Raw genomic sequence first — 23,083 nt, 5'->3', positions numbered from 1 at the left:
TGGAGGGGGGAAGGACGATATGGAAACTAGACAAGGAAATTACTTTGAAGAATTTGAAGTATTCAGCCGTAAAACGCAATCATCACCCGTTCAATACCACTTCAGCCTGCTGGCACCAAATGAGGATATCGCCATCATGATGGCACAAGAAAACTTCATGAGACGTGAAGCGGTTGATGATATCTGGGTAGTTAAAAGGCAGAATATACGGAAAATGACGGTCGAGGAAAAGAAAACGCTTCAACGTATTGATAATAAAGATTACAGGACCACAAAAGGGTACGGGTATTTAAAGAAAAAATGGCGGAAGTATGAGCAAGGAATGCTTGATGAAAAAGAGATAATGTCTTGGGCTGGAGGTGTAAAAAATGAAGAATGAATCATTGAAGGACATGGCAATCAAGGAATTGCTGCTTCAACTGGCGGACGATGACTTCATCCATTCATACCGTGGTGCAGAATGGCTTGGCCTCGCACCGCATATCGAAGAAGATGTTGCATCCGCTTCGATATCCCAAGACACGATGGGGCATGCAGCCATTTATTATAAATTGCTGGATGAACTCGGTGAAGGCGATGCAGATAAATTGGCTCACGACCGTCCCGCAAAGGAACGGCGCAATGCGATCATTCTCGAATTGGTCAATGGTCCTGGTTACTATATGAAAGATCCGGAATATGATTGGGCGTTTGCGGTGGTGCGGAATTATTTTTATACCCAAGCCAAAGCGATTAAGGTTCAATCCCTTCATTCATGTTCATATGAACCGCTTGCTGAAGTGGCACAAAAGGTACAGATGGAACTTTACTATCATTTGATGCACTGGAAAACATGGTTCGTCCAATTGCTGGGATCTGGCCATTTGGAAGCGGTTTCGAGAATGAAAGCGGCGATTGGGAAAACGATGCCGGATTTTGCCGGTGTATTTTCACTTGGGCAATATGGAGAGGAAATGGTGGAGCTTGGCTTGATAGAAGGTGAAGCTGACTTACAGAAAAAATGGATCGAGGCAATCACGCCAATTTTTGAAAGTGTAGGTTTAGCAACAACCATTGAGATAGGCATGGCAAGAGGTGATGGTCGTAATGGCCAGCATACGGAAGATTTGGAAAAGGCGCTAGAAACGCTAAGTGAAGTGTACGCAACCGATAAAGCAGCTTCATGGTGAATCAATGGAAAGGGGAGGGGTACCATGTCGACCATACAGTTAAACACAGAAGAAATTTATAAGCTCCTGGAAGACGTTAAAGATCCCGAAATCGATACAGTAAGTATCCTGGATTTGGGGATGGTTGAAGACGTGACGATTTCGGGCCAGGACGTTTCGGTAAAAATGCTGCCAACTTTTCTGGGGTGCCCGGCATTGTCGATCATCCAAAAAAATGTGGAAACAGCCCTTCGAAAGCTGCCTGCCGTAAGAAACGTAAATGTGGAATTTTTACGTTCCCCTTCGTGGACATCCGATCGAATTACGGAAAAAGGGAAAGCAGGATTAAAGGTTTTCGGAATCGCCCCTCCTCCTCGACAAATGAAAAGTGATGGATCATGGCATGTGGATTGCCCATATTGTGAATCGACATATGTCACGATGGAAAATATTTTCGGCCCAACGGCCTGCCGCAGCATTTTATATTGTAAATCATGTAAAAATCCGTTCGAAGCGATGAAACCGATGATAAAAATAATTTAATATATTGGAGGATCTATAAAATGGTAAAGTTAATCGCCCTATACAAACAACCTGAAAACAAGGAAGAATTCGATGAGCACTATTTCAATGTACATGGTCCGATAACGGAAAAAATTCCAGGTCTTCAAAAAATGGAGGTCACTAAAATTGTAGGGACCCCAATGGGCAAAGACTCCGAGTATTACATTCTCTGTGAAATGTATTATGAAGACCACGAAGCATTGCAGCAAGGAATGCGTTCGCCGGAAGGAAAGGCATCAGGGAAGGACCTAATGGGCTTCGCAGGGAAACTTGTAACGATGATGATCGGCGAAGAAATAAAATGAATGCGCTTCAATTCATTGAAACGTCAATCGCGGAAGGCATTGGTTATATCTCCTTAAATCGTCCGAAGCAACTGAATGCCCTTAACAGGAAAATGGTGAGGGAAATAGTTTCAAGCATGGAAGAATTCGACCGGGATCCACGAGTGAAGGTGATCCTGTTTTCGGGCAATGGAAAAGCATTTTCCGCTGGTGCTGATATTGACGAGATGGTGAACGACAATCCAATCAGTATGGAGCTAACGAACCAATTTGCCGATTGGGACCGAATAAGCCTGGTCAAGAAGCCTGTGATTGGTGCGGTAAAAAGTTTTGTATTCGGCGGCGGTTTCGAACTTGCTTTATCCTGCGATTTCCTGATTGCCGCCAGCGATACCCAGTTTTCCTTTCCGGAAGTGACACTAGGGGTCATGCCTGGTGCAGGTGGAACCCAAAGGTTGACGAAATTGGTAGGCAAGACAAAGGCACTTGAATGGATGCTGACGGCTGAAAGGATAAAGGCAAAGACAGCCCTGCAATATGGTTTCATTAATAAGATCGTGGCACCTGAATTGTTAATGGAGGAAACGGTTGATTTTGCAAGAAAGATAGCGAAGCAACCCCCGTTAGCAGTAAGGCTGATCAAAGAATCCGTCAATAAGGCGGTTGATTATCCCTTAAATGAGGGCATGCAATTTGAACGTAAGAACTTCTATATTCTCTTTGCATCAGAGGACCAAAAAGAAGGAATGAAAGCATTTGTTGAAAAAAGGGAGCCGAAATTTACAGGCGGATAAGGGGTGCTCTATGTACGAAACGATCAAATATGGGGTTGGAAATGGAGTGGCTTGGCTTACTTTGAACCGTCCCGATAAACTTAATGCCTTTACGTCCCAAATGAATAAGGAAATACAGAAAGCGATCAAAATATCTGCGGGATCAGATGAAGTGCGGGCCATTGTCATTACAGGGGAAGGCAGGGCCTTTTGTTCAGGACAGGATTTATCGGATGTTGATGAGGGCGTGAATTTAGGCCAGATACTGCGCGAAGACTACGGTCCGATGATGGAGCAAATAGCAAACTGTGAAAAACCGATCATTGCAGCAGTCAATGGGGTGGCTGCAGGTGCTGGCTTCAGCCTGGCACTGGCATGCGATTTCCGGCTTGTTTCTGAAGAAGCCAGTTTTGTAAATGCTTTTGTCAATATCGGATTGATACCTGATTCGGGGAATCTATATTACCTTTCGCGGATCGTTGGTCATGCGAAAGCCTTGGAATTATCTTTATTGGGGGAAAAGGTTACGGCTAGCGAGGCGAAAAATATCGGGCTCGCTACAAAAGTGATCGGTGTGGAAGAATGGAACGAGCAATTGAAAGCCTTTGCAGAGAATATCGCGAACAAGCCAACGAAAGCAATCGGGTTAATTAAAAGATACTTAGAGGCGTCCTATCACCTTTCATTGGAAGAATACTTAAAAGAAGAAGCGGAGGGTCAGCGAATTGCTGGCTTAACGAAGGATTATGCAGAAGGTGTGGCGGCATTCATTGAAAAAAGGAAGGCTCAATTCATAGGCAAGTAATAGAGAAAAGGGAGTGGGATTACATGGTAAGAGTTCAAGAGGCGGCATTTGAAAAAGCGGAAATGAAGCGTGATTATTATCATCTGATCATTAATGGAGAAAGAGTGGAAAGCTCTGATGGTTCCACGATTGATGCGTACAATCCTGCAACTGGTGAAATCATTGCAAAGGTAGCAAAGGCAACAAAGGAAGATGCGGAAAAAGCCGTTCAAGCTGCACGTGATGCATTTGATAATGGGAAATGGAAGAGGACTCCGATTAATAAACGTTCTCGTGTATTGAACAAAATTGCAGCAATCATGCGTTCACGCTTTAATGAATTGGTTGAATTGGAAGTTCTGAACAGCGGCAAATCCATTTCTGCAGCGCAAGGCCAAGTCATGCAGGCAATTGAAGATTTCGAGTTTTATGCAGGCGCCTTAGTTGCACACCGCGGATCTGTCAATAATGTACCTGGTCAATTCCATAACTATACGGAAAAAGAGCCAGTAGGTGTCTGTGCTCAAATCATCCCTTGGAATTACCCTATGATGATGGCAGCGTGGAAAATTGCGCCTGCAATTGCAGTTGGCTGTTCGGTCATTGTTAAGCCAGCTTCGTTAACGCCATTGACGGCAATCGTATTAGGGGAAATCTGTTTAGAAGCTGGTGTTCCTTCCGGCGTGGTCAATATCATTCCAGGTCCTGGATCGGACGTAGGGAATTACCTTGTCGAGCATCCGAAAGTGAATAAGGTCGCCTTCACGGGTTCTACGCCAATCGGCAGGGACCTCATGGGCAAAGCTTCACAAACATTAAAAAGGGTGACATTGGAGCTCGGCGGGAAGTCCCCTAATATTGTCTTTGAAGATGCGGACCTTGAAGCAGCTATCGATGGATCATTATATGGCATATTCTACAATACTGGACAATCTTGCGAAGCTAGATCTCGTTTATACGTACATGAAGACATATACGATGAATTCGTTGCCAGATTCGTGGAAAAAACGAAAAAATTGAAATTGGGCAATCCACTCGACAAAGAAACACACGTCGGTGCAGTCATAGATCAAGGGCAATTGGATGTCATCGACAATTATGTGCAATCTGCCATTACTGACGGAGCGAAAATCCTGACAGGAGGAAAGCCAGCTGTCATTGAAGGATTCGAAAAAGGTTATTGGTATGAGCCCACGGTCATAGCGAATGTCAATCATGAAATGGATGTAGTGAAAGAGGAAATATTCGGGCCGGTCGTTGTCATAATGAAATTCAAAGATGAAAAAGAAGCCGTGAGACTCGCAAATGATACGGAATTCGGTTTGGGTTCAGCCCTTTGGACAAAAGATGGCGGACGTGCGACTAGAGTGGCCAATCAAATAGAAGCGGGAATCGTCATGGTGAATTGCCCATTCTCCGCATTTCCTGGAACGCCTTTCGGAGGATATAAACAATCAGGATTCGGCCGGGAACTTTGTATTGAGACACTAGATCTTTATACAGAAACGAAAAGCATCATTTCCTATCATGGCAGCCGTCCCTTAAATCCCTTTGGAATTCAATAAAACATAAAATAGGTGGCTGGCTGATCGGTATGTCGGAAAAGTAATTCAGGAATGGATGAATGCTGATCTGATTCATCGTAGCCAGCCCTATTTATTTTTGAAGGAGGAATGAACGAATGGTTAGAAATCTAGTGATTGTCGGATCTGGTGTCATGGGCAGGGGAATAGCCTATGTAGGTGCAACAGGAGGCTTTAATGTAGTACTGGTGGATGTGAATCAGGAGGCTTTGGAAAGTGCAAGAAAAGAAATCGATGAAATTTTTGAGAAGGGTGTACGCTACCAAAAAATCACCCAGGAAGAAGCGGCAGCTGCGAAAAGCAGATTTTCCTATTCTTCCAATTTAGAAGAATCAGCAGCATATGCCGACTTGATCATAGAGGCAGTTCCGGAAAAGGCGGAAATTAAGAGGGCAGTCTTCGAAACGATTGAAGTCCATGCAAAAGAAGATTGTTACTTTGCAACCAATACTTCCACGATGAGCCCGACAGAAATTGGTTCTTATGGAAAGCGTCCTGAAAAAACGATTGCCATGCATTTTTTCAATCCTGTACAAAAGATGCCGCTCGTTGAAATTGTACGTGGTCTTGAAACCAGTGATGAAACGGCAGCCATAATAAAAGAGGTAGCCGGAAAGATGGGAAAAGAAACCGTGGTCATAAATGAATTCCCTGGGTTTGTAACCAGCAGGATCAGCTGTTTGGTTGGGAATGAAGCGTTCTTTATGCTTCAAGAAGGTTTAGGTACACCGGAAGAAATCGATAAGGCAATAAAGTTAGGGCTGAATTACCCAATGGGGCCATTCGAGCTAGGTGATTTGGTGGGATTGGATGCCCGTTTGAATAATTTAAAATATTTACATAGTAAACTTGGTGAGAAATATCGCCCGGCCCCTCTTCTTGAACAGTATGTTAAAGCTGGAAGGCTCGGCCGTAAGACAGGTAAGGGTGTGTATGATTATACAAAAGATGGCGAGCTGGTGAAGAAATGAAGGATGTTGTGATTATTGATGCCGTGAGAACACCGATCGGAAAATATAAAGGAGCTTTGAAAAGCGTTCGACCGGATGACCTCGGTGCAATTGTAATCAAGGCGCTGACCGATCGCAATCCAGAACTGCCGCAAGATCAAATTGAAGATGTCATCTTCGGGAATGCAAATCAAGCAGGAGAGGATAATCGCGATGTGGCCAGGATGTCCGCCCTCTTAGCTGGTCTTCCAGTAAATGTGGCTGGAACGACAATAAATCGTTTGTGTGGATCCGGGCTGGATGCCGTCATGTATGCTGCACGCTCCATTGCTGTAGGAGAAGGCGATATTTATATCGCAGGCGGTACCGAAAGCATGACAAGGGCGCCGTATGTCATGGCCAAACCTGAGAGTGAATTTCCGCGGGGGTCAATGGAGCTTCAGGATACTACGATCGGATGGCGCTTCACGAATGAGAAACTTAAAGAAATGTATGGCACGGATTCGATGCCTCAAACGGCTGAAAACGTCGCCCGGCGTTTTTCGGTTTCAAGGGAGGACCAAGATCAATTCGCGTATCAAAGCCAGCAAAAAGCGAAAAAAGCTGTGGAAAATGAGCGTTTCATTAATGAAATCGTACCCGTTCGATATACGGATCGTAAAGGGAATGAAGTCATTGTGGAGAAAGATGAACACCCTCGTCCTGACACGACCATCGAAAAGTTGGAAAAACTCAAACCAATCTTTAAGGACGGCACTATAACGGCCGGTAATGCTTCAGGCGTAAATGATGGAGCCTCGGCATTACTTTTGATGAGTGCAGAAAAAGCAAGGGAGCTTGGATTGAAACCCCTGGCCAAATATGTTGTTGGGGCGGTAGCGGGATTAGAACCGTCTATTATGGGCCTTGGCCCGATTCATGCCACCAAAAAAGCATTGGAGAGGGCAAACTTGACGATTGAAGACATCGGGCTGGTGGAATTGAATGAAGCATTCGCTTCCCAATCCTTGGAGTGCATCCGGCAATTGAATTTGGATCAGGAGAAAGTGAATGTCAACGGCGGGGCAATAGCGTTTGGCCATCCGCTCGGTGCAAGCGGGGCGCGTATTTTAACAACGCTCGTACACGAAATGAAAAAGCGGAATGTCCGCTATGGTCTTGCGACCATGTGTGTAGGTGTTGGCCAAGGCATTTCCGCCATTATCGAAAATATTGAAAAAGATTGAAGATGGGGTGGGCCCATATCAGTTTTACCTGTATAAGGATCATTTTTTAAAAGGGGAGGAGACTCATGTCCAAGGTTATATATAAAGTGATAAATCAAATCGCCTATGTAACAGTGAATCGGCCCGACGTATTGAACTGCTTCGACTATGAGACACTTTGTGAACTGCAGGAAGTCATCGATGCAGTTTATTATGACGGCGATATCCGTGTGGTCATCTTCACTGGTGCAGGGGAAAAGGCCTTCAGTGCGGGCGCGGATTTGAAAGAAAGGAAGTCTTTGAGTGTTGCGGAAGTAAGAAGGAACGTTAAAGCGATTCGCGATGTTTTTAATAGTATCGCAGGGCTGCCGCAGCCAACGATAGCTGCCGTCAATGGATATGCATTGGGGGGAGGATTTGAATGGCTGCTTTCATGTGACTTTGCAATTGCTGCCGAAGGTGTTTCTTTGGGGCTCACTGAAACTAGCTGGGCCATTATTCCTGGGGCAGGCGGTACACAGCGGCTGCCGAGGTTGATTGGGGAAATGAAAGCGAAGGAATTGATTTTCACCGCTAAAAAACTGACTGCAGAAGAGGCATGTCAATTAGGGATTCTTTTGAGGGTCGTGCCATGGGATCAACTTATGTCAGCCTGTGAGGAATTGGCAGCAAATATCATGAAAAATGGGCCGATTGCCATTAAACAAGCCAAATATGCGATTGACCAAGGAATGAATACGGACTTGCAAACCGGAATGGCCATAGAGGGAAAGGCCTATGAATTGACCATCCCGACTCAGGACAGAGTGGAAGCGCTCCAGGCATTTAGTGAACGGAGAAAAGCCCGATTTACTGGTGAATAATATTGCGCTTTCGTTTAAAAAAGATATAATAATTATTATGTCTTCCGTGTGAAAATAGTAACAATGTAAGGGCGAGGTGAGAAAGATAGGTACTAACACTCAATCCATGATTTTTACGATATACGGCGATTATATCCGTAACTATGGAAATAAAATCTGGATAGGCAGTTTAATTCGCTTATTGAAGGAGTTCGGTCATAATGAGCAGGGCGTACGTGTAGCCGTTTCGCGAATGGTCAAGCAAGGATGGATTCAGTCAGAGAAGCAGGGAAATAAAAGCTATTACTTTTTGACTGATCGTGGTGTACAGAGAATGGATGAAGCGGCCAATCGCATATATAAGATGAAACCGAATGAATGGGACGGTAAATGGCGTATCTTAATGTACACGATCCCTGAAGATAAGCGGCAATTACGGGATGATCTCCGTAAAGAATTATTATGGAGCGGGTTTGGCAGTTTTTCAAGTGGTTGCTGGATTTCCCCTAATGATTTGGAGAAACAGATCAATCGTTTGATCGAGAAATATGACATTAAAGAATATGTTGATTTTTTCATTTCTGAGTACAAAGGTCCGAAAGAAAACCAATCGCTTGTAGAGAAAAGCTGGCATTTGGAAGAGATTGAAAATAAATATGAAGAATTCATCGAGAAATACAGCAAACAATTCATCGTTCATCAAAGCATCATTAACAGGGGCGAAATGTCCGATGCCGATTGTTTTGTGGAACGAACGAACTTGGTGCATGAATACCGGAAATTTTTATTTATCGATCCTGGCCTGCCAAAGGAACTTCTGCCTTCAAAGTGGAACGGGAATCATGCTGCTCTTTTGTTTAGCCAGTATTATCAAGTCTTGGCTGAACCAGCAAGCCGTTTCTTTGAAAGCGTATTTCAGGAAAACAATGATTTATGCCGGAAAGACGAAACCTATGATGCCAAGGATCATCCACTTATCATTAAGTGAAAAAGAGCTTCAGCCAGTCGCCAATGACGACTTGCAGAAGCTCTTTTCACATTATCATTTTCGTTCAGCAATAATTAATCAAGTATCCCTTTGAAGTCTTTCCCTTTTTGAACATATGTATCGATAGAAAGTTGGATCAATTCAAGGTCCTTATTATTCAATCTGCGAACCACTTTCCCCGGGGAACCGATAACAAGTGAACGTGGAGGTATGATTTTGCCAGAGGAAATCAATGTGTTCGCTCCGATGATGCATTCTTCGCCGATCTCTACATTATCCAATATCGTTGAACCCATTCCAATAATGGATCGTTTGCCGATTTTACAACCATGCAGGATAACATTGTGACCAACCGTCACTTCGTCTTCAATGACAACTGGGCACCCTTCAAATAAATGAATGGTGGAGTTATCTTGTATACTGCATTTTTCTCCTATTGTAATTGAATCTTCATCACCGCGCAATACGGCATTAAACCAAATGGTAGAGTCTTTCCCAATCGAAATATCACCGATTAAATGAGCGCCAGGTGCCACGAAAACAGTATCATCAATGGATGGTTTTTTATTATTATACGGAATAATCATAGTCTCGCCCCTTTTGAAAAAGTCAGAATTGTTTTTCTAATGAATATAGTATAACATTAAATTGACAGGGAGGGATGAAAGTGAAATATATTTGTGAACTTTTTGCGATAAAATATCCTATTATACAAGGCGGCATGGGGAATATAAGCAATGCAAGTCTTGCGGCTGCAGTATCCAATGCAGGGGGACTAGGGACAATAGGGTGCGGTACCATGAATCCTGAACAGGTAGAAGCCATCATTCTTGAAACCAAAGATAAAACCAATAACAATTTTGCGTTGAACATTCCAATAAACGTTAGTCCATATACTGATGAGTTAGTGAATCTTGTCCTGAAGCATGATATACCTGTAGTTTCCTTATCAGCAGGAAATCCTGCCCCTTTCATTCCACTTTTACAAAAAAAGAATGTAAAAGTGATCGCCATCGTTGCGTCGGTCAAGCACGCCGAAAAAGCGCAAGCTGCTGGGGCTGATGTGTTGGTCGCAGAAGGGTTTGAGGCTGCCGGCATCAATTCGAACCTGGAAATGACGACCTTTACACTCATTCCGCAAATCAGCAAGCATGTGACCCTTCCAGTTTTGGCCGCTGGCGGAATAGGCAATGGACAGGGCTTGGCCGCTGCATTGATGCTGGGGGCTTCAGGAGTCCAATTAGGAACCAGGCTGATCGCTACACAAGAAGCACCGTTCCATCCATCATATAAGCAGAAACTAATCGAAGCGATGGGAAATGATACGGTAATTTTGGGCAGAACATTTGGCCAGGTCAGAAGAGTATTGAAGGACCCATATACCGAGAAGGTCCTGGATTTGGAAAAACAGGGACTGTCTCCTGTGAATTATCGTGAAATGACCTCTGAAGTCCATCATATTAATGGTGCGATGAACGGGGATGTTAACAATGGATTCATGAACAGCGGCCAGGTTGCCGGATTGATTGACGATATACCCACTGTTAAGGAATTACTTGATGGCATAATGAAAGATGCGAAAAAACAAATGGAGGATGGATTGAGCAGGCTCTCTGCCCCTTTTATGATTTGAGGGCGGAGGGAGCCAATCTTTCCTTTGTAAACTATCGAAAGCTTGAGGTCAATTCATCCTCAAGTTTTTTTCATTTCTGGACCATCTGGAAGTATATGATCATCCTTCATGCAATCTGAAATCTTATGTGAATGGCCCGATACATTGTTTTAGGATAACATTTTGGAAAAATGTGATTGAACTTGTGATACAATGGAAAATGTTCTTTTTGAAATCAAGGGGCGCCCAGAATCAATCAGGGTGCACTCCTTTATATGTAATAAAAGTTAGAAAAGGGGAAGGCTTTATGGAAACTTTAATAATGGATATGATTGAAGCGTTTAAATCTTTATCCTATTTCGGTGTGTTGCTAGCTTTGACTTTTGAATTCGTTCCTGCTGAAATAGTTTTGCCACTGGCTGGATACTGGGTTTATCAAGGTGATATGAATTTATACTTGACTATCCTTGCCGGTTCGTTTGGTGGGGTGACGGGCCCATTGACGCTTTATGCATTAGGCAAGTATGGCGGGAGACCGCTTGTTTTAAAGTTCGGGAAATACTTTTTGGTCAAAGATGAGCAGTTGAATAAGGCTGACCGATTCTTTGAAAGGTTTGGGGGGGGGATTGCCTTCTTTGGACGATTTGTACCAGGAATTCGCACCGCCGTTTCGCTGCCATGCGGAATATTGAAAATGAGCATTTGGAAATTCATTTTATATACCTATTTGGCAATGCTTCCTGTTACAAGCGTTTATGTTTATCTAGGGTACAAGTTAGGACCTAGATGGGAACAGGCAGGAGCCATCTTTTCACAATATGCGAATTTCTTGCTTATCCCCATCGCACTTATAATCATTTGGCTCATTATGAAGACTCAAAAACAAAAGCAAAGACAAAGACTGAAAGCCAATTCATAACAAAGAAGGCGCCTTGATCAGGCGCCTTTTTGATTTATGTCATTATTAGCAGCATCCGCCGAATCCCCAACTGCATCCGATGATGATCAACAAGATGAATAATACGATCAGCAATGCAAATCCGTTATCGAAACCGCCAAAGCCGCCGTCGCAACAATCGTTACAATTTCCACCCATTTGATTTCCTCCTCAATACATATTATGAATTTCATACCTAGCAAAACATCTTTACCGGGAATACTTCATACTATGTATTCTAGGCCGAAGTGTTTGCTTATTCATAAAAAATGGGCATGGGCAATAGAGGGGAAATAAGCCCGAATATTTTTTTGATTTCCTTTTAAATGTTATAATATACCATGTGGATTGTGGGGGAAGGGAGCTGAACTAAGTCATGAAAGTTGCCATTATAACGGATGTGCATGGAAATGCTTCAGCGTTAAAAGCTTTTCTTAGGGATATTGATCAAAGGGAAGATATAGATCGTCTCTATTGTTTGGGAGATATGGTCGGGATTGGCCCTGATACAAATGAAGTCCTTGAACTTTTATTTTCAAGAAATGATTTATCGATGATAACTGGAAATCATGATGAAGCTGTCCTGGCAATCATTAACGGGGAGCCGCATCCGGACGGTCATATTCATGTAAAGGAGCATCATGAATGGATAGCTGAAAGGATGGAGGGGGAATTCATAAATGAATTGAAAAAATTGCCTCGAACCATACATCATATCATTAATGATCACTCCGTTTATTTCACCCATTATCACATGGAATCGAAGAAATTGGATGAGCACATAAGCCAAAATCCATTTAGTAAAATAGTTGAACCGAATTTAAATAATTTAGAAATGCTTTTTAAAGATCAGCATCACGATTTAATCGGATTTGGGCATCACCATCCTATCCACCTCTTTAAAAATGACCGAACGATATTCCTGAACCCTGGATCTCTTGGCTGCAATGGTGAACCGGTTGCTCCTTATGCCATTGTTACGATTGAAAATACCGGTATACAGGTAAATCTTGAAAAAGTCGCTTATGATAATACATCGTTCCTGTTATCGTATCAAAGTTTACAAGTTCCAGAGCATGAATTCATTATACGTGCCTTCCATGGCGGGCAGCAGGCCTAATACGTTTATAAATGATGAAGTATGGGAAAATGTTGAGCATAAAGGTACATGCCTGTGGATACGATAATAGGCAAACATCATGATGCTGGAGGTACGTTATGAAGGAAAAGGAACTGGAACAGGTAAGTCAAGAGCAGGAAGAGATGGAACGGCATAGCCTTGTCTGTAATGATGAATTGTTTAATAAGGATTTGCATGCCATTGTCGATGATACGATGCAAGAGGATAGATAGACGAGAAAAACGCTGCAGGAAATGCCTGTAGCGTTTATTTTAATTTGGAATGGTTGATGGCAGATTTCTGGTTTTTCGCACAAGTTCTCGTCCTGCTTGTTTTCATCACCTTTTTCTTCCAGTTAATCCCGGAAATGAATCATTTGAAACCATTCTGGATTTATCCCATACTATATATAAGTTTCAAAATCCGAGAGGAGGGATGGCATGGGACATCATCATGGTCACGCCCATGATCATGGGCACGGACACCACCACCATTCTAATAATAAAAAAGCATTGTTGGCTTCTTTCTTATTAATCTCCACTTTTATGATAGTCGAGGTCATTGGTGGTTTCTTGACAAATAGTCTGGCTTTACTGTCGGATGCGGGTCACATGCTTAGCGATGCGGCAGCTTTAGGACTTAGTTATACAGCGATAAGGTTAGGGGAAAGAAAAGCGACATCTTCCAAATCGTTTGGATATAAACGGTTTGAAATCATTGCTGCTTGTTTGAATGGTTTGACCTTGATCGTCATATCCGTATTCATTTTCGTAGAGGCAATAAAGAGGTTCCTGGATCCCCCTGAGGTGCAAAGCTTGGGAATGCTGATGATTTCGATCATCGGCTTACTTGTTAATATCATTGCGGCCTGGATTTTAATGAGCGGAGATAAGGAAGACAATCTGAATGTACGGAGTGCTTTTTTACATGTTATTGGTGATATGCTTGGATCTGTGGGTGCCATTGCGGCCGCCCTCTTGATTTATTTTTTCGATTGGGGAATTGCAGATCCGATTGCGAGCGTCATAGTAGCGATTTTAATTATTATCAGCGGTTTTAGGGTAGTGAGGGATTCTTTTCATATCTTGATGGAGGGCACACCGGACCAAGTTGATATGGATGAAGTGAAAGAATCCTTGATGGGATTGGCCGGTGTATCCGATGTCCATGATCTCCATATCTGGACGATCACTTCTGGTTTTTTGACAATGAGCTGCCATGTTGTCATAGATGCGAGCGGTAATCACGATTCAGTTTTGGCAGAAGCGCAAAAACTACTTCACGATCGGTTTGGGATCGAACATAGCACGATCCAAGTGGAAAGACAGGAAGCGGGCTGTCCCAATCCACACGAGACTTGTAATTGAAAAGGGCTGGCTCAGTAAGAGCCAGCCTCTTAAAAGTTTAATAAGAAATTCATAGTTTTTTCCTGTATGATTTATACGACCATGCAGAAGCTTTCCTGTTAAAATGAATCGAGATCACTTTTGCACATCATTACTAAGTGAAAACCTCGGTTAATTGTACTGCGAACATAATCCTGACACATAAAAAGGGTAAGATTGAGGGAAAATGCTTGTTGTTTTCAATGGTTAGCATATACAAAATGATTCCACTATAATTCAGGAAGGAGGAATCCATAAATGAAGAAAATTCTTGTAGTAGAAGATGAAATCGCCATATCGATGGTATTGAAAGCATATTTGGAGCGGGAAGGTTTTGATGTAGTCCAGGTTTACGATGGGCTAAACGCCATTCCTGTGTTCGAAGAAAGTAAGCCAGACCTTGTCCTGCTTGATGTCATGCTGCCGGGTAAGGAAGGCTGGGATATATTGAAGGAAATTCGGGAGAACGATACATGTCCGGTTATCATGTTGACTGCCCTGACAGAAGTCGATTACAGATTATCGGGATTTAAGTCAGGTGCGGATGATTACATCTCCAAACCCTTCGTTGCCGAAGAAGTCGTGGCCCGGGTGCATGCCGTTTTAAGAAGATCCTCATCGGCGGTTGCGGAAGATGGCCATGTACATGAGTTTGGGAGTTTAACCATCGATGATCTGTCATATATGGTGCATTTGAATGGGGAAGAGATAAACTTGACGCCGCGTGATTTGTCGCTGCTCGTTTTTTTTGCTAAGCATCCTAATCAAATTTTCACGAGAGAACAGCTGCTCGACCAAGTGTGGGGCATGGATTATGACGGCAGTGACCGTGCGGTGGACCTTGCGATCAAACGGATCAGGAAGGCGATAGATGCATGGCCTGTAACCGAGGGGGAAATAAAAACGTTGCGTGGATTGGGGTATCAATTGAGTGTCTATGAAAACTAAAAAAAGAACCACATTACAACGCTATTGGACTAAGAGGTACGTATTGACCTTGATTTCCGGTTTGATCTTACTATCCGTTTTTTCCTTATGGTGGATGGAAAAAACGGCTTTGGAATATAGGCTTAGCCTTCTTAAATACTTAGCTGATGAAACATCCGATCGGGCGATTAAGGAAAATGGTCAGATTGTCGTTGGCCCGATCCTTTCGGAAATTGTAGAGGAAAGGGAGAAAATCCTTCATCTGAACCAACAGCCAATCATCTATATCGTGGATCCCGATGCCACCATCATATATACGATGCCACAATTGTATATAGATCCGGATGAAAATAAACTCCCGGACGTCATCATGAAAAATACGGAGTTAATCCAGAAGGTCAAGATTTCCGACAACAAAGTATATGTCGTCAAATCCCCCATTACGTTTAATGATGAGACGAGAGGCTGGGTGGTCATTGCACAGGAAGAAGGGGCATTGAAGGAAATCAACCAAGATCATGGATTATTGGCGATCATGATTGGAGGCCTGCTGATTCTGGGAACGGGAGTCATATATTTTCTTTCCAGGCAGATTTCACGCCCCATCCAAGATGTAGCTAACGCCGCTGTCCAGGTTCGTGAAGGCAACTACGATATCCATTTCAAAGAGGAAGAGGAAATCAAGGAAGAAGAAATTTACGAACTGATAGAATCATTTAAGGAAATGACCAATCGATTGAAGGTCATGGAGAAATTGCGGGCGGAATTGCTTGCAGGTGTAACCCATGATTTGAAAACGCCAGTCACTTCCATTAGCGGACTGATACAAGCGGTTAAGGATGATGTCGTCAAGGGAGAGCAAAGTAAGGAATTCCTCGATATTTCCTTAAAGGAAACTCAACGTTTACAAGGTATGATAGAGGATTTACTCAATTATAATGCTATATCTGCAGGTGCTTTTAAAATTCGGCTGCAAAAAGAGAATATCAATATATTCATCAAGGAAATCGCCTATCGCTGGCAGGTGACCCAGGATGATGATCAAGCGTTCGCTCTTGAGATAAAAGTACCTGATGAACCGGTCTTTGGTCAAATTGATTCATTGCGGATGCAGCAAATCGTCATAAACCTTTTGAATAATGCCAGGCATGCACTTGATGGCAAAGGGAAAATAGCGATTCACCTTTATGAAAAGGATGAAGAGCGAATCTGCATTGATGTACTGGACAGTGGCCGGGGGATCCCAAAACATGAACAACAATTTGTATTCGAACCATTTTATCGTGGTGAAAACAAAAAGTTGAAGGTTCGTGGTTTAGGTTTGGGACTGCCATTCAGTAAGATGCTCGCAAAAGCCCAAAAGGGTGATTTAGTGCTTAAGGATAGCGATGAACAAGGCACCACCTTCACGATTGTCATAGAGAAGGCGGATCGGGTATAAAAAAGGGTTGTCCGATGTAATGGACAACCCTCTTATTATGCTTGATGCTAACTTTTAAGCCAATTGGCTGATTGCACGCCATAATTGTACATGACGGACCTTCCTTGGAAGGAAGCGTCCCATTTCTTCTTCATTATATCCTGCATGCAAGTTCTTATGGTCGAAAATGATTGGCCGGCGAAGTAAATCCGGGTTATCTTGGATAAGCTTGCAAAGATCATTAAGTGGTGTATTATTTATATCGATATTCAGGCTTTTGAATTTTTTGGAACGGGTTGAGATGATTTCATCTGTCCCGCCTTCCGTTTTACGTAAAATCTCTTTTATTTCTTCTATAGAAAGAGGCTGGGAATATAGGTTGCGTTCATTAAAGGAAATTTCGTTCTTCTTAAGCCAAGCTTTTGCTTTACGACAGGCTAAACTGCTTGGAGTAGTATAAATTGTTACCATTAAAATCGACTCCTTCAAAGTTTTCAAGTTTATTGGAATGAAATTATTTTTATATTTGTGATACTCTTACTTTAACGTTTCTTTGTGTCAGCAAGATGTCAAGAAAAATAAACTTAAATGTTATTTAAAAAAGAAAGGGAGAATATGAAATGAAATCTGCCTTTAATGAAAAAGAAGCCGTTTGGGGTATGATGCCGAACCAGGACCTTTATAGTCCGCTATTTAACAGTGATGTGCGGATAGTATCATGACAGGGGATTTTTGGTCACCGGTCAGGCTATCGATACAAGTAGCGGGACTCTCGGGTATCCTTGTTTTCATTTTAGGAATTATCCTGGCGCGAATGATGGCTAAAAAGCAATTCAGGGGAAGGGTCCTGTTGGAAACAGCATTTTTATTGCCGCTAGTTTTGCCGCCTTCCGTCGTTGGGTTTTTATTGATTGTGATTTTTGGCAAGAGTGGAGTGCCGGGACAATTCATTGAAAGGGTTTTTGATCAGCCCTTGATGTTCACGTGGTGGGCGGCGGTCATTGCATCTACCGTTGTAGCGTTTCCGCTTATGTATCAATCCGCTAAAACTGGCTTTGAAGGTATAGATGAAGAAATAGAAAATGCGGCAAGGGTTGACGGGGCCGGCGAGTGGAGGTTGTTCCTGAATGTATCCCTTCCATTGGCGGTAAAATCCATCGTCACAGGTGCCATTTTGAGTTCTGCTCGTGCGTTGGGGGAATTCGGAGCCACACTCATGTTTGCCGGAAACATTCCCGGACAGACACAAACCATACCGACTGCGATTTATATCGCCATGGACTCCGGGAATATGACATTAGCCTGGCTATGGGTTGCCGTAATCATTGTCATTTCATTTCTTATGCTTTTTATCGTGACATACATAAAATGAATGCTGTTTCTCCATTTCCGTAGTACATAATAATGGAAAAGGAGATTATTGTTTCTAATCAGTCTGTGTTATAATCGACAAACAATATGAACTAATGAAATGAGGAAGAAATTTGTTAACATTTGAAGAAAAATTGAGCATCATTGAAACTTTTCCGGAATTACAGAGAAAAGATGTTTCATTGGGCCGTGTGAACTTTCATTATCCAGATAGCGTCCAGGAGAAAAAGATTGTCGTTCAGCACTTGCATCCCAATGGAAATGGATTCGTTTACGCAGGGCATATGAGAAAAAAAGACACTGACCGTAAAGGTTTCATCAATATTCGTGACTATAATGAAGCGGAATTAAAAGAATTGATCCAGAAAAGCGTCGATTACCTATCTGAGCCTCCGGTTGAATTCGAAGAAGGGGAAAACGAGTTCGCTAGGTTGGAAGGGACATGGATTGGCCCTGAAAAGCAAGAGCTTACACTTGAAAGGGAGGACCTGCTTTGGAATGTGTACTCAGGATCGAACCTTGAGGAGTGTTTCGAGAGTCCAGTTGAGGCGGAGCGCTACTTATTGGACGAAGGCTTCCGACAAAGCAAGAAGAGGAATATGTAGAATTTTAGGATAATTTGTCGGTTGATTTACTGCGATAATCTTGTTTTTTTAGGAATTCCCATGATATAATATAAGTAATTATTTTTGTTCGGAATAAGTTTGATAGAAGGATTTACTGTAATAGGATTCCTCTTGAAACATTATCCAGAACCAAAAATAGTAATAAAATGGATTTTTCCAAACACAGGAGGAACTATCATGGTACAAGGTAAAGTAAAATGGTTTAACGCAGAAAAAGGTTTCGGTTTCATCGAAGTTGAAGGCCAAGACGATGTATTCGTACATTTCTCAGCTATCCAAGGTGAAGGCTTCAAAACGCTTGAAGAAGGCCAAGAAGTTTCTTTCGAAATCGAGCAAGGCGCTCGTGGACCACAAGCAGCTAACGTTCAAAAATAATTGAACGCATATAAAAAAAGACTCCATTTTTGGAGTCTTTTTATTTTTCCTTTTTTTCGGCCATTCCCTTTAATACTTTGTCCAATTTTTCTTCAATCCGTTTAGAACGATTAAAATGCCCTGCCAGGGAAAACACGATGAATATAACGAATCCGACAAGCACAAGCATAAAAAGGATAGGAAGGAACTGGGTTATATTTTCAGTCATTGGATATTATCTCCTTTTTTCTTCCATTATACTTCATGCTTACCGCTGCCATGATAGGGGGAGGCAAGTTTTTTAAAAAACGCTGAAAGGGGATATGTGAAAACGCATATCCCCTTTCAATCAGTCCTGGAAAAGCCAGGCGAACTTTTGAAGTCTGGGCAAGTCCGATTCTTGATACATCTGTTCTATTTTCAATGTCACCAATAACTGGCTCTTGGCAAATAACATGTCCCGGAAATGATCGACGGCCCCACAAAAATGATGATAGTTGGTTTCACCAGTGCCGAAGACTCCCGTTTTCAGATGAGCAATAGGCAACTGTTCCAGTTCTTTATAAAAGGCTGCTGATTTAGCAGGAAGCTCCCCATTGCCCCATGTATAGGTGCCGATGATCAAAGCATCGTAATCAGGCAATGTACGTAAGTCAAATTCATTCATTCGATATAGTCCAGCATCAGGTAAAAGGGAAGCGAGGGCTTCAGCAAGCGCTTTTGTATTGCCGCCGGCAGAATGATAGACAATGGCAACTTTACAGCTCATCGAACCCATTGCTGGCATTTACTTGACTGTATGTCCTTGACTTCTGTTCGAAGAAATCGGTTTTGGTAAGTCCGATCGATTCATCATCGAACGTTTTGATCCATGGCATCGGATTCTCGCCATACTCTTTATACAAATTTTCAAGGCCCAGCATTCGTAATCGTTTGTTGGCGATATATTCGATGTACTCATTGAATTCTTCCAAATCGAGATCGGCTTTGGTTTGGATATCTTCGAGCATATATTCAGACCATTCTTTTTCGAGTTCGACTGCGTTTTCAATCGTAGTATAGATGAACTTCGTGTTTTCCTCATTATTTAACTCAGGATATTCATACATCAAGATTTGAACGAGCATTCCAATGAAATCGAAATGGACCATTTCATCGCGATGAATATAGGATATCATCGTAGCTGAACCAGTCATTAAATTTTGTCTTCCTAAATTATAATAAAAGGCGAATGCCAGATAGAAATATATCCCTTCAAGGTTCGTTGAATGGATCAGTGCCTCGAATAAATGCTGAGGGCTGGGATCGTCCACGAACGTTTGATAAGCATCAACGATCGGTTGGTTACGCTTTATCACTTCAGGGTGTTCTTTAATGCGGTCGAAAAGCTGTTTTTGCTTGCCTACGGGAATCAAGGAAGCAAGGATATAGGAATAAGATTCATTATGGATCGATTCCTGCTGGGCCATGTTGGCCAGGATGGCTTTTGCCGCCGGATCTTTGATGTACCGAAGGATTTCTACTAAAGTTGGCGTTTGAAGACTGTCCATTCCAGCAATCATCGTAAGGATATCGAGAAAAGCGTCCTGAATATCTTCGTCCAATTCGCCCCACTGCTTTTTATCCTGGATCATGTTCACGCTCGAAGGCTTCCAAAAGTTATTGATGAGCTGTGTATAGGTATCATAGAATTTCTCATACTGAATATCGTTCCAAAGGAGGAAGCCTGAAGCTTCTCCTTTGAAAACACCGGTTGCTTTGGTTGGATGCGTAGGCTCGAGCATCCGAATCTTTTTGATATGATTGGTCATTCGTGAAAACTCCTTTAAGAAAAGATTACTGGGTTATGATTGTCGTTAACTTGAACAGCTTTCGCAGGCATTTTCATATTCGGAAGAAGTCGAACGAACATAATACGTTGATTTCAATCCGCTTTCCCATGCCGTTAAATGGATATCCAATAGGACCTTCGCTTTGATTGTATTGTGTACATACAGATTAAAGCTGATTGCTTGGTCAATATGGCGTTGGCGGGCTGCATTTTGCCTGATGCTTTCCAGTTGGTCCAAATTGAATCTCGTCTTTTTATAATATTCATACGTATTTGGCGTCAAGCCGGGCGCGGTCACCTTGAATTTGAAGTTTTTCTTTTCTTCGTAAAATTCAATTTCATACAAAGGATCGATTCCATCAGTGGAATTACCGATTTTAGCTGTCGAAGAATTGGGGGCAATGGCCATTAAATATCCATTACGGGTCCCGTGTTCCTGAACGTCCGCTTTTAAATCCATCCATTTTTGATCTGTATACTTACGAAGCTCGAAATAGTCGCCTGTATGCCAATCCGATCCTTCAAAATATGGGTATGATCCTTTTTCCTTGGCCAATTCGTTGGATGCCTTGATTGTTAAGTAAGCGATCTTTTCGTATAAAGCATCTGCATAGTGTACAGCCTCATCGGATTCCCAATAAATATTCTGTGTGGCAAGTAAATGATGCCATCCAAACGTTCCTAAACCAATTGCCCGGTAACGTTTGTTCGAGATGGATGCTTGTTTGACAGGAAGATTATTCACATCGATGACATTATCCAGCATGCGGATCTGAATGGGAATCAATCTTTCCAAAACATCGCTGCCCACCGCCCTGGGCAAGTTAATGGATGAAAGGTTGCAGACTACGAAATCGCCGCTTTTACGAACCACAACAACATTTCCATCTTCTGTTTCATATTCATCCGTGATCGTCGAAGGGCTAAGATTTTGGGCAATCTCTGTGCAAAGGTTAGAACAATAAATCATCCCTTTATGTTTATTGGGATTCTTCCGATTCACTTCATCGCGGTAGAACATATAAGGTACGCCTTCTTCTAATTGAGAAATCATGATGCTTTTCATGATGTCCATCGCCTTGATTTTTTCAAAGCCATAGTTTGGAAGCGTGCCATTTTCTGCGGCCTCGACAGCAAGTGCATAATGATTCCTGAAGCTTCCTTCGCCTTTCTTCTCGTCATAAAGATCTTCAAGTGAAAATCCAAGGGTTTGCTTAACGGTATGCGGATCGAAAAGATACCATTCTTTTCTGTCGCGTACAGCTTCCATGAATAAATCGGGTATGCATACACCTGTAAAAATATCATGGGCTTTTAATCTGTCATCTCCGTTTTGTGTTTTTAAATCGAGGAAGCTCATGATATCTTTATGCCAGGCATCCAAGTAAATCGCGATGGCACCTTTACGTTGACCCAATTGATCAACACTTACAGCTGTCTGGTTGAATAGTCGAATCCAGGGAGTCGTGCCAGAACTGTTTCCAGAAAAACCCCGGATATCTGAACCAAGCGAGCGAACCTTACCGACGTAAAGGCCGACACCGCCGCCAAATTTAGATACTTTTGCTGCATCGTAGTTTGATAGGTAGATTCCGTCAATGGAATCTTCAATTGCGTCGATAAAGCAAGAGCTTAACTGTCCATGTGTTTTACCTGCATTGGAGAGTGTAGGAGTCGCAACGGTCATATAAAGATTGGACATGGCCCAGTATGCTTCTTTAATAAGTTGCAGGCGGTGCTCCGTTTTTTCCAATCGCATGATTTCCATCGCAATGATCATGAAACGTTCTTGTGGCAGTTCGTAGACCTTGTCCTTTCGAGGGCGGGCCAGATAGCGGTCGTTCAATAAGTAGATGCCTATGTACGAGAATAATTTATCTTTTTCCGGGTCGATCACCGAACCCAATTCCTCAATTTCCGCTTTCGTATATGAAGATAGCAGTTCTGATTTATAAATGGGATAACGCTGACCTTCTGAAAGCTGGGAGAGTTCCGCGATCAGCTCATAGAATGAGCCATATCTCTTGCCTTCATAACCTCGATTGGCTTGTGCATCCCTATACATTGTATTCAACAGTTCTGCTGCAGCAACGAACGTCCAATCCGGAGCATCGATATCCACACTTTCAAGAGCGAGCTGAATCAGTTTTTTTGATGATTGTTCTTCGGTTGAGTCGCTTTTGCGATCTAGCCATTTTGTAAAACGCTTTTTGAACTTTTCCATATCGAGATGGCCTTCGAATTCCTTTGATAACATCTCGAGCTGGATGGATTTCGTTTCTGTGTCACTTTCACTTATGGTAGAGTTATATGTTTGAGTCATTAATAATCCTCCTTGTTAACTTCCGCTAAAATAAAAAAACCGCCCAATGAATTGAG

Annotated in this window: 28 protein-coding genes; 21 read left to right on the top strand and 7 right to left on the bottom strand. The window is 42.5% G+C overall.

Features of this window, described 5'->3' with window-relative positions; genetic code table 11:
• Positions 1-19 precede the first annotated feature (19 nt).
• From paaB to paaX, 11 genes are all read left to right on the top strand, one after another.
• The gene (gene paaB, locus ACQKNS_RS07675) at positions 20-379 is read left to right on the top strand and encodes a 1,2-phenylacetyl-CoA epoxidase subunit PaaB (RefSeq protein ID WP_076367474.1); all 360 of its coding nucleotides are present in this window, start codon (positions 20-22) and stop codon (positions 377-379) included.
• A complete protein-coding gene (gene paaC / locus ACQKNS_RS07670) occupies positions 369-1,169 on the top strand; it encodes a 1,2-phenylacetyl-CoA epoxidase subunit PaaC (protein ID WP_427641879.1) in 801 nt (266 codons plus the stop codon). The genes paaB and paaC overlap by 11 nt, the downstream gene beginning before the upstream one ends.
• A 24-nt stretch (positions 1,170-1,193) precedes the next feature.
• Positions 1,194-1,691: a 1,2-phenylacetyl-CoA epoxidase subunit PaaD gene (gene paaD / locus ACQKNS_RS07665; RefSeq protein WP_427641878.1), complete on the top strand. Its 498-nt coding sequence runs from the start codon at positions 1,194-1,196 to the stop codon at positions 1,689-1,691.
• A 20-nt stretch (positions 1,692-1,711) separates the two neighbouring features.
• A complete protein-coding gene (locus ACQKNS_RS07660) occupies positions 1,712-2,017 on the top strand; it encodes an EthD family reductase (protein ID WP_230302802.1) in 306 nt (101 codons plus the stop codon).
• Complete coding sequence (locus tag ACQKNS_RS07655) at positions 2,014-2,790, top strand: enoyl-CoA hydratase/isomerase family protein (protein WP_427641877.1); 777 nt, start codon at positions 2,014-2,016, stop codon at positions 2,788-2,790. The genes ACQKNS_RS07660 and ACQKNS_RS07655 overlap by 4 nt, the downstream gene beginning before the upstream one ends.
• Before the next feature lie 10 nt (positions 2,791-2,800).
• Complete coding sequence (locus tag ACQKNS_RS07650) at positions 2,801-3,574, top strand: enoyl-CoA hydratase-related protein (RefSeq protein ID WP_427641876.1); 774 nt, start codon at positions 2,801-2,803, stop codon at positions 3,572-3,574.
• A 23-nt stretch (positions 3,575-3,597) separates the two neighbouring features.
• The gene (locus tag ACQKNS_RS07645; RefSeq protein ID WP_427641875.1) at positions 3,598-5,118 is read left to right on the top strand and encodes an aldehyde dehydrogenase family protein; all 1,521 of its coding nucleotides are present in this window, start codon (positions 3,598-3,600) and stop codon (positions 5,116-5,118) included.
• A 116-nt stretch (positions 5,119-5,234) separates the two neighbouring features.
• Positions 5,235-6,107 (top strand): 3-hydroxyacyl-CoA dehydrogenase, encoded by an 873-nt coding sequence (locus ACQKNS_RS07640; protein WP_427641874.1) that lies wholly within the window; start codon positions 5,235-5,237, stop codon positions 6,105-6,107.
• Positions 6,104-7,312 carry an acetyl-CoA C-acyltransferase gene (locus ACQKNS_RS07635; protein ID WP_427641873.1) on the top strand — a complete coding sequence of 403 codons (1,209 nt, stop codon included), beginning with the start codon at positions 6,104-6,106 and terminating at the stop codon, positions 7,310-7,312. Before ACQKNS_RS07640 ends, ACQKNS_RS07635 begins: the two co-directional genes overlap by 4 nt.
• A gap of 65 nt (positions 7,313-7,377) precedes the next feature.
• Positions 7,378-8,154, top strand: coding sequence for an enoyl-CoA hydratase-related protein (locus ACQKNS_RS07630; protein WP_427641872.1), 777 nt, complete (start codon positions 7,378-7,380; stop codon positions 8,152-8,154).
• 85 nt (positions 8,155-8,239) lie between these two features.
• Complete coding sequence (gene paaX / locus ACQKNS_RS07625) at positions 8,240-9,121, top strand: phenylacetic acid degradation operon negative regulatory protein PaaX (RefSeq protein ID WP_142244574.1); 882 nt, start codon at positions 8,240-8,242, stop codon at positions 9,119-9,121.
• A gap of 74 nt (positions 9,122-9,195) precedes the next feature.
• Here paaX and ACQKNS_RS07620 read toward each other — a convergent pair whose 3' ends face one another.
• Entirely contained in the window at positions 9,196-9,708 is a 513-nt protein-coding gene (locus ACQKNS_RS07620; protein WP_076367452.1) for a gamma carbonic anhydrase family protein, read from the bottom strand.
• Between the two features lie 80 nt (positions 9,709-9,788).
• Between ACQKNS_RS07620 and ACQKNS_RS07615 the strand changes: the two genes are divergently transcribed.
• Both ACQKNS_RS07615 and ACQKNS_RS07610 read left to right on the top strand, forming a co-directional pair.
• Entirely contained in the window at positions 9,789-10,754 is a 966-nt protein-coding gene (locus tag ACQKNS_RS07615) for an NAD(P)H-dependent flavin oxidoreductase (protein WP_427641871.1), read from the top strand.
• 286 nt (positions 10,755-11,040) lie between these two features.
• A complete protein-coding gene (locus ACQKNS_RS07610; protein ID WP_427641870.1) occupies positions 11,041-11,652 on the top strand; it encodes a DedA family protein in 612 nt (203 codons plus the stop codon).
• A 45-nt stretch (positions 11,653-11,697) separates the two neighbouring features.
• On the opposite strand, the gene ACQKNS_RS07605 is transcribed toward ACQKNS_RS07610, so the two are convergent.
• Complete coding sequence (locus ACQKNS_RS07605) at positions 11,698-11,829, bottom strand: YjcZ family sporulation protein (RefSeq protein WP_427641869.1); 132 nt, start codon at positions 11,827-11,829, stop codon at positions 11,698-11,700.
• A gap of 217 nt (positions 11,830-12,046) precedes the next feature.
• Here ACQKNS_RS07605 and ACQKNS_RS07600 point away from each other — a divergent pair, with 217 nt between their 5' ends.
• The 5 genes from ACQKNS_RS07600 (at position 12,047) to ACQKNS_RS07580 (ending at position 16,543) form a co-directional block, all read left to right on the top strand.
• Positions 12,047-12,790 (top strand): metallophosphoesterase family protein, encoded by a 744-nt coding sequence (locus tag ACQKNS_RS07600; RefSeq protein ID WP_427641868.1) that lies wholly within the window; start codon positions 12,047-12,049, stop codon positions 12,788-12,790.
• Positions 12,791-12,888: 98 nt separating this feature from the next.
• Positions 12,889-13,023, top strand: a complete 135-nt coding sequence (locus ACQKNS_RS07595; protein WP_377453511.1) for a hypothetical protein — start codon at positions 12,889-12,891, stop codon at positions 13,021-13,023.
• Between the two features lie 207 nt (positions 13,024-13,230).
• Positions 13,231-14,157, top strand: a complete 927-nt coding sequence (locus tag ACQKNS_RS07590; RefSeq protein WP_427641867.1) for a cation diffusion facilitator family transporter — start codon at positions 13,231-13,233, stop codon at positions 14,155-14,157.
• A gap of 276 nt (positions 14,158-14,433) precedes the next feature.
• On the top strand, positions 14,434-15,123 hold the full coding sequence (locus tag ACQKNS_RS07585; protein ID WP_427641866.1) for a response regulator transcription factor: 690 nt from the start codon (positions 14,434-14,436) through the stop codon (positions 15,121-15,123).
• Positions 15,113-16,543, top strand: coding sequence for a HAMP domain-containing sensor histidine kinase (locus ACQKNS_RS07580; protein ID WP_427642169.1), 1,431 nt, complete (start codon positions 15,113-15,115; stop codon positions 16,541-16,543). The genes ACQKNS_RS07585 and ACQKNS_RS07580 overlap by 11 nt, the downstream gene beginning before the upstream one ends.
• 54 nt (positions 16,544-16,597) lie before the next feature.
• On the opposite strand, the gene spx is transcribed toward ACQKNS_RS07580, so the two are convergent.
• Positions 16,598-16,993, bottom strand: coding sequence for a transcriptional regulator Spx (gene spx, locus ACQKNS_RS07575; RefSeq protein ID WP_034314875.1), 396 nt, complete (start codon positions 16,991-16,993; stop codon positions 16,598-16,600).
• A 247-nt stretch (positions 16,994-17,240) separates the two neighbouring features.
• On the opposite strand from spx, the gene modB reads away from it, so the two are divergent.
• The 3 genes from modB to ACQKNS_RS07560 all read left to right on the top strand — a co-directional run bounded on the left by modB (position 17,241) and on the right by ACQKNS_RS07560 (position 18,894).
• Positions 17,241-17,894 carry a molybdate ABC transporter permease subunit gene (gene modB, locus ACQKNS_RS07570; RefSeq protein ID WP_427641865.1) on the top strand — a complete coding sequence of 218 codons (654 nt, stop codon included), beginning with the start codon at positions 17,241-17,243 and terminating at the stop codon, positions 17,892-17,894.
• Between the two features lie 112 nt (positions 17,895-18,006).
• On the top strand, positions 18,007-18,498 hold the full coding sequence (locus ACQKNS_RS07565) for a hypothetical protein (RefSeq protein ID WP_427641864.1): 492 nt from the start codon (positions 18,007-18,009) through the stop codon (positions 18,496-18,498).
• A gap of 198 nt (positions 18,499-18,696) precedes the next feature.
• Positions 18,697-18,894, top strand: a complete 198-nt coding sequence (locus tag ACQKNS_RS07560) for a cold-shock protein (RefSeq protein ID WP_028393295.1) — start codon at positions 18,697-18,699, stop codon at positions 18,892-18,894.
• 40 nt (positions 18,895-18,934) lie between these two features.
• On the opposite strand, the gene ACQKNS_RS07555 is transcribed toward ACQKNS_RS07560, so the two are convergent.
• From ACQKNS_RS07555 to ACQKNS_RS07540, 4 genes are all read right to left on the bottom strand, one after another.
• The gene (locus ACQKNS_RS07555) at positions 18,935-19,102 is read right to left on the bottom strand and encodes a hypothetical protein (protein WP_427641863.1); all 168 of its coding nucleotides are present in this window, start codon (positions 19,100-19,102) and stop codon (positions 18,935-18,937) included.
• A 120-nt stretch (positions 19,103-19,222) separates the two neighbouring features.
• Positions 19,223-19,660, bottom strand: coding sequence for a flavodoxin domain-containing protein (locus ACQKNS_RS07550; RefSeq protein WP_427641862.1), 438 nt, complete (start codon positions 19,658-19,660; stop codon positions 19,223-19,225).
• Complete coding sequence (locus ACQKNS_RS07545) at positions 19,632-20,684, bottom strand: ribonucleotide-diphosphate reductase subunit beta (protein WP_427641861.1); 1,053 nt, start codon at positions 20,682-20,684, stop codon at positions 19,632-19,634. Before ACQKNS_RS07545 ends, ACQKNS_RS07550 begins: the two co-directional genes overlap by 29 nt.
• A gap of 45 nt (positions 20,685-20,729) precedes the next feature.
• Complete coding sequence (locus ACQKNS_RS07540) at positions 20,730-23,027, bottom strand: ribonucleoside-diphosphate reductase subunit alpha (RefSeq protein WP_427641860.1); 2,298 nt, start codon at positions 23,025-23,027, stop codon at positions 20,730-20,732.
• Positions 23,028-23,083 lie beyond the last annotated feature (56 nt).

The sequence above is a fragment of the Peribacillus sp. NPDC094092 genome, assembly GCF_050279365.1.
Classification (GTDB): domain Bacteria; phylum Bacillota; class Bacilli; order Bacillales; family DSM-1321; genus Peribacillus.
Note: the sequence above shows the minus strand (reverse complement) of the source record. Positions and strands in the feature narration are given on the sequence as shown.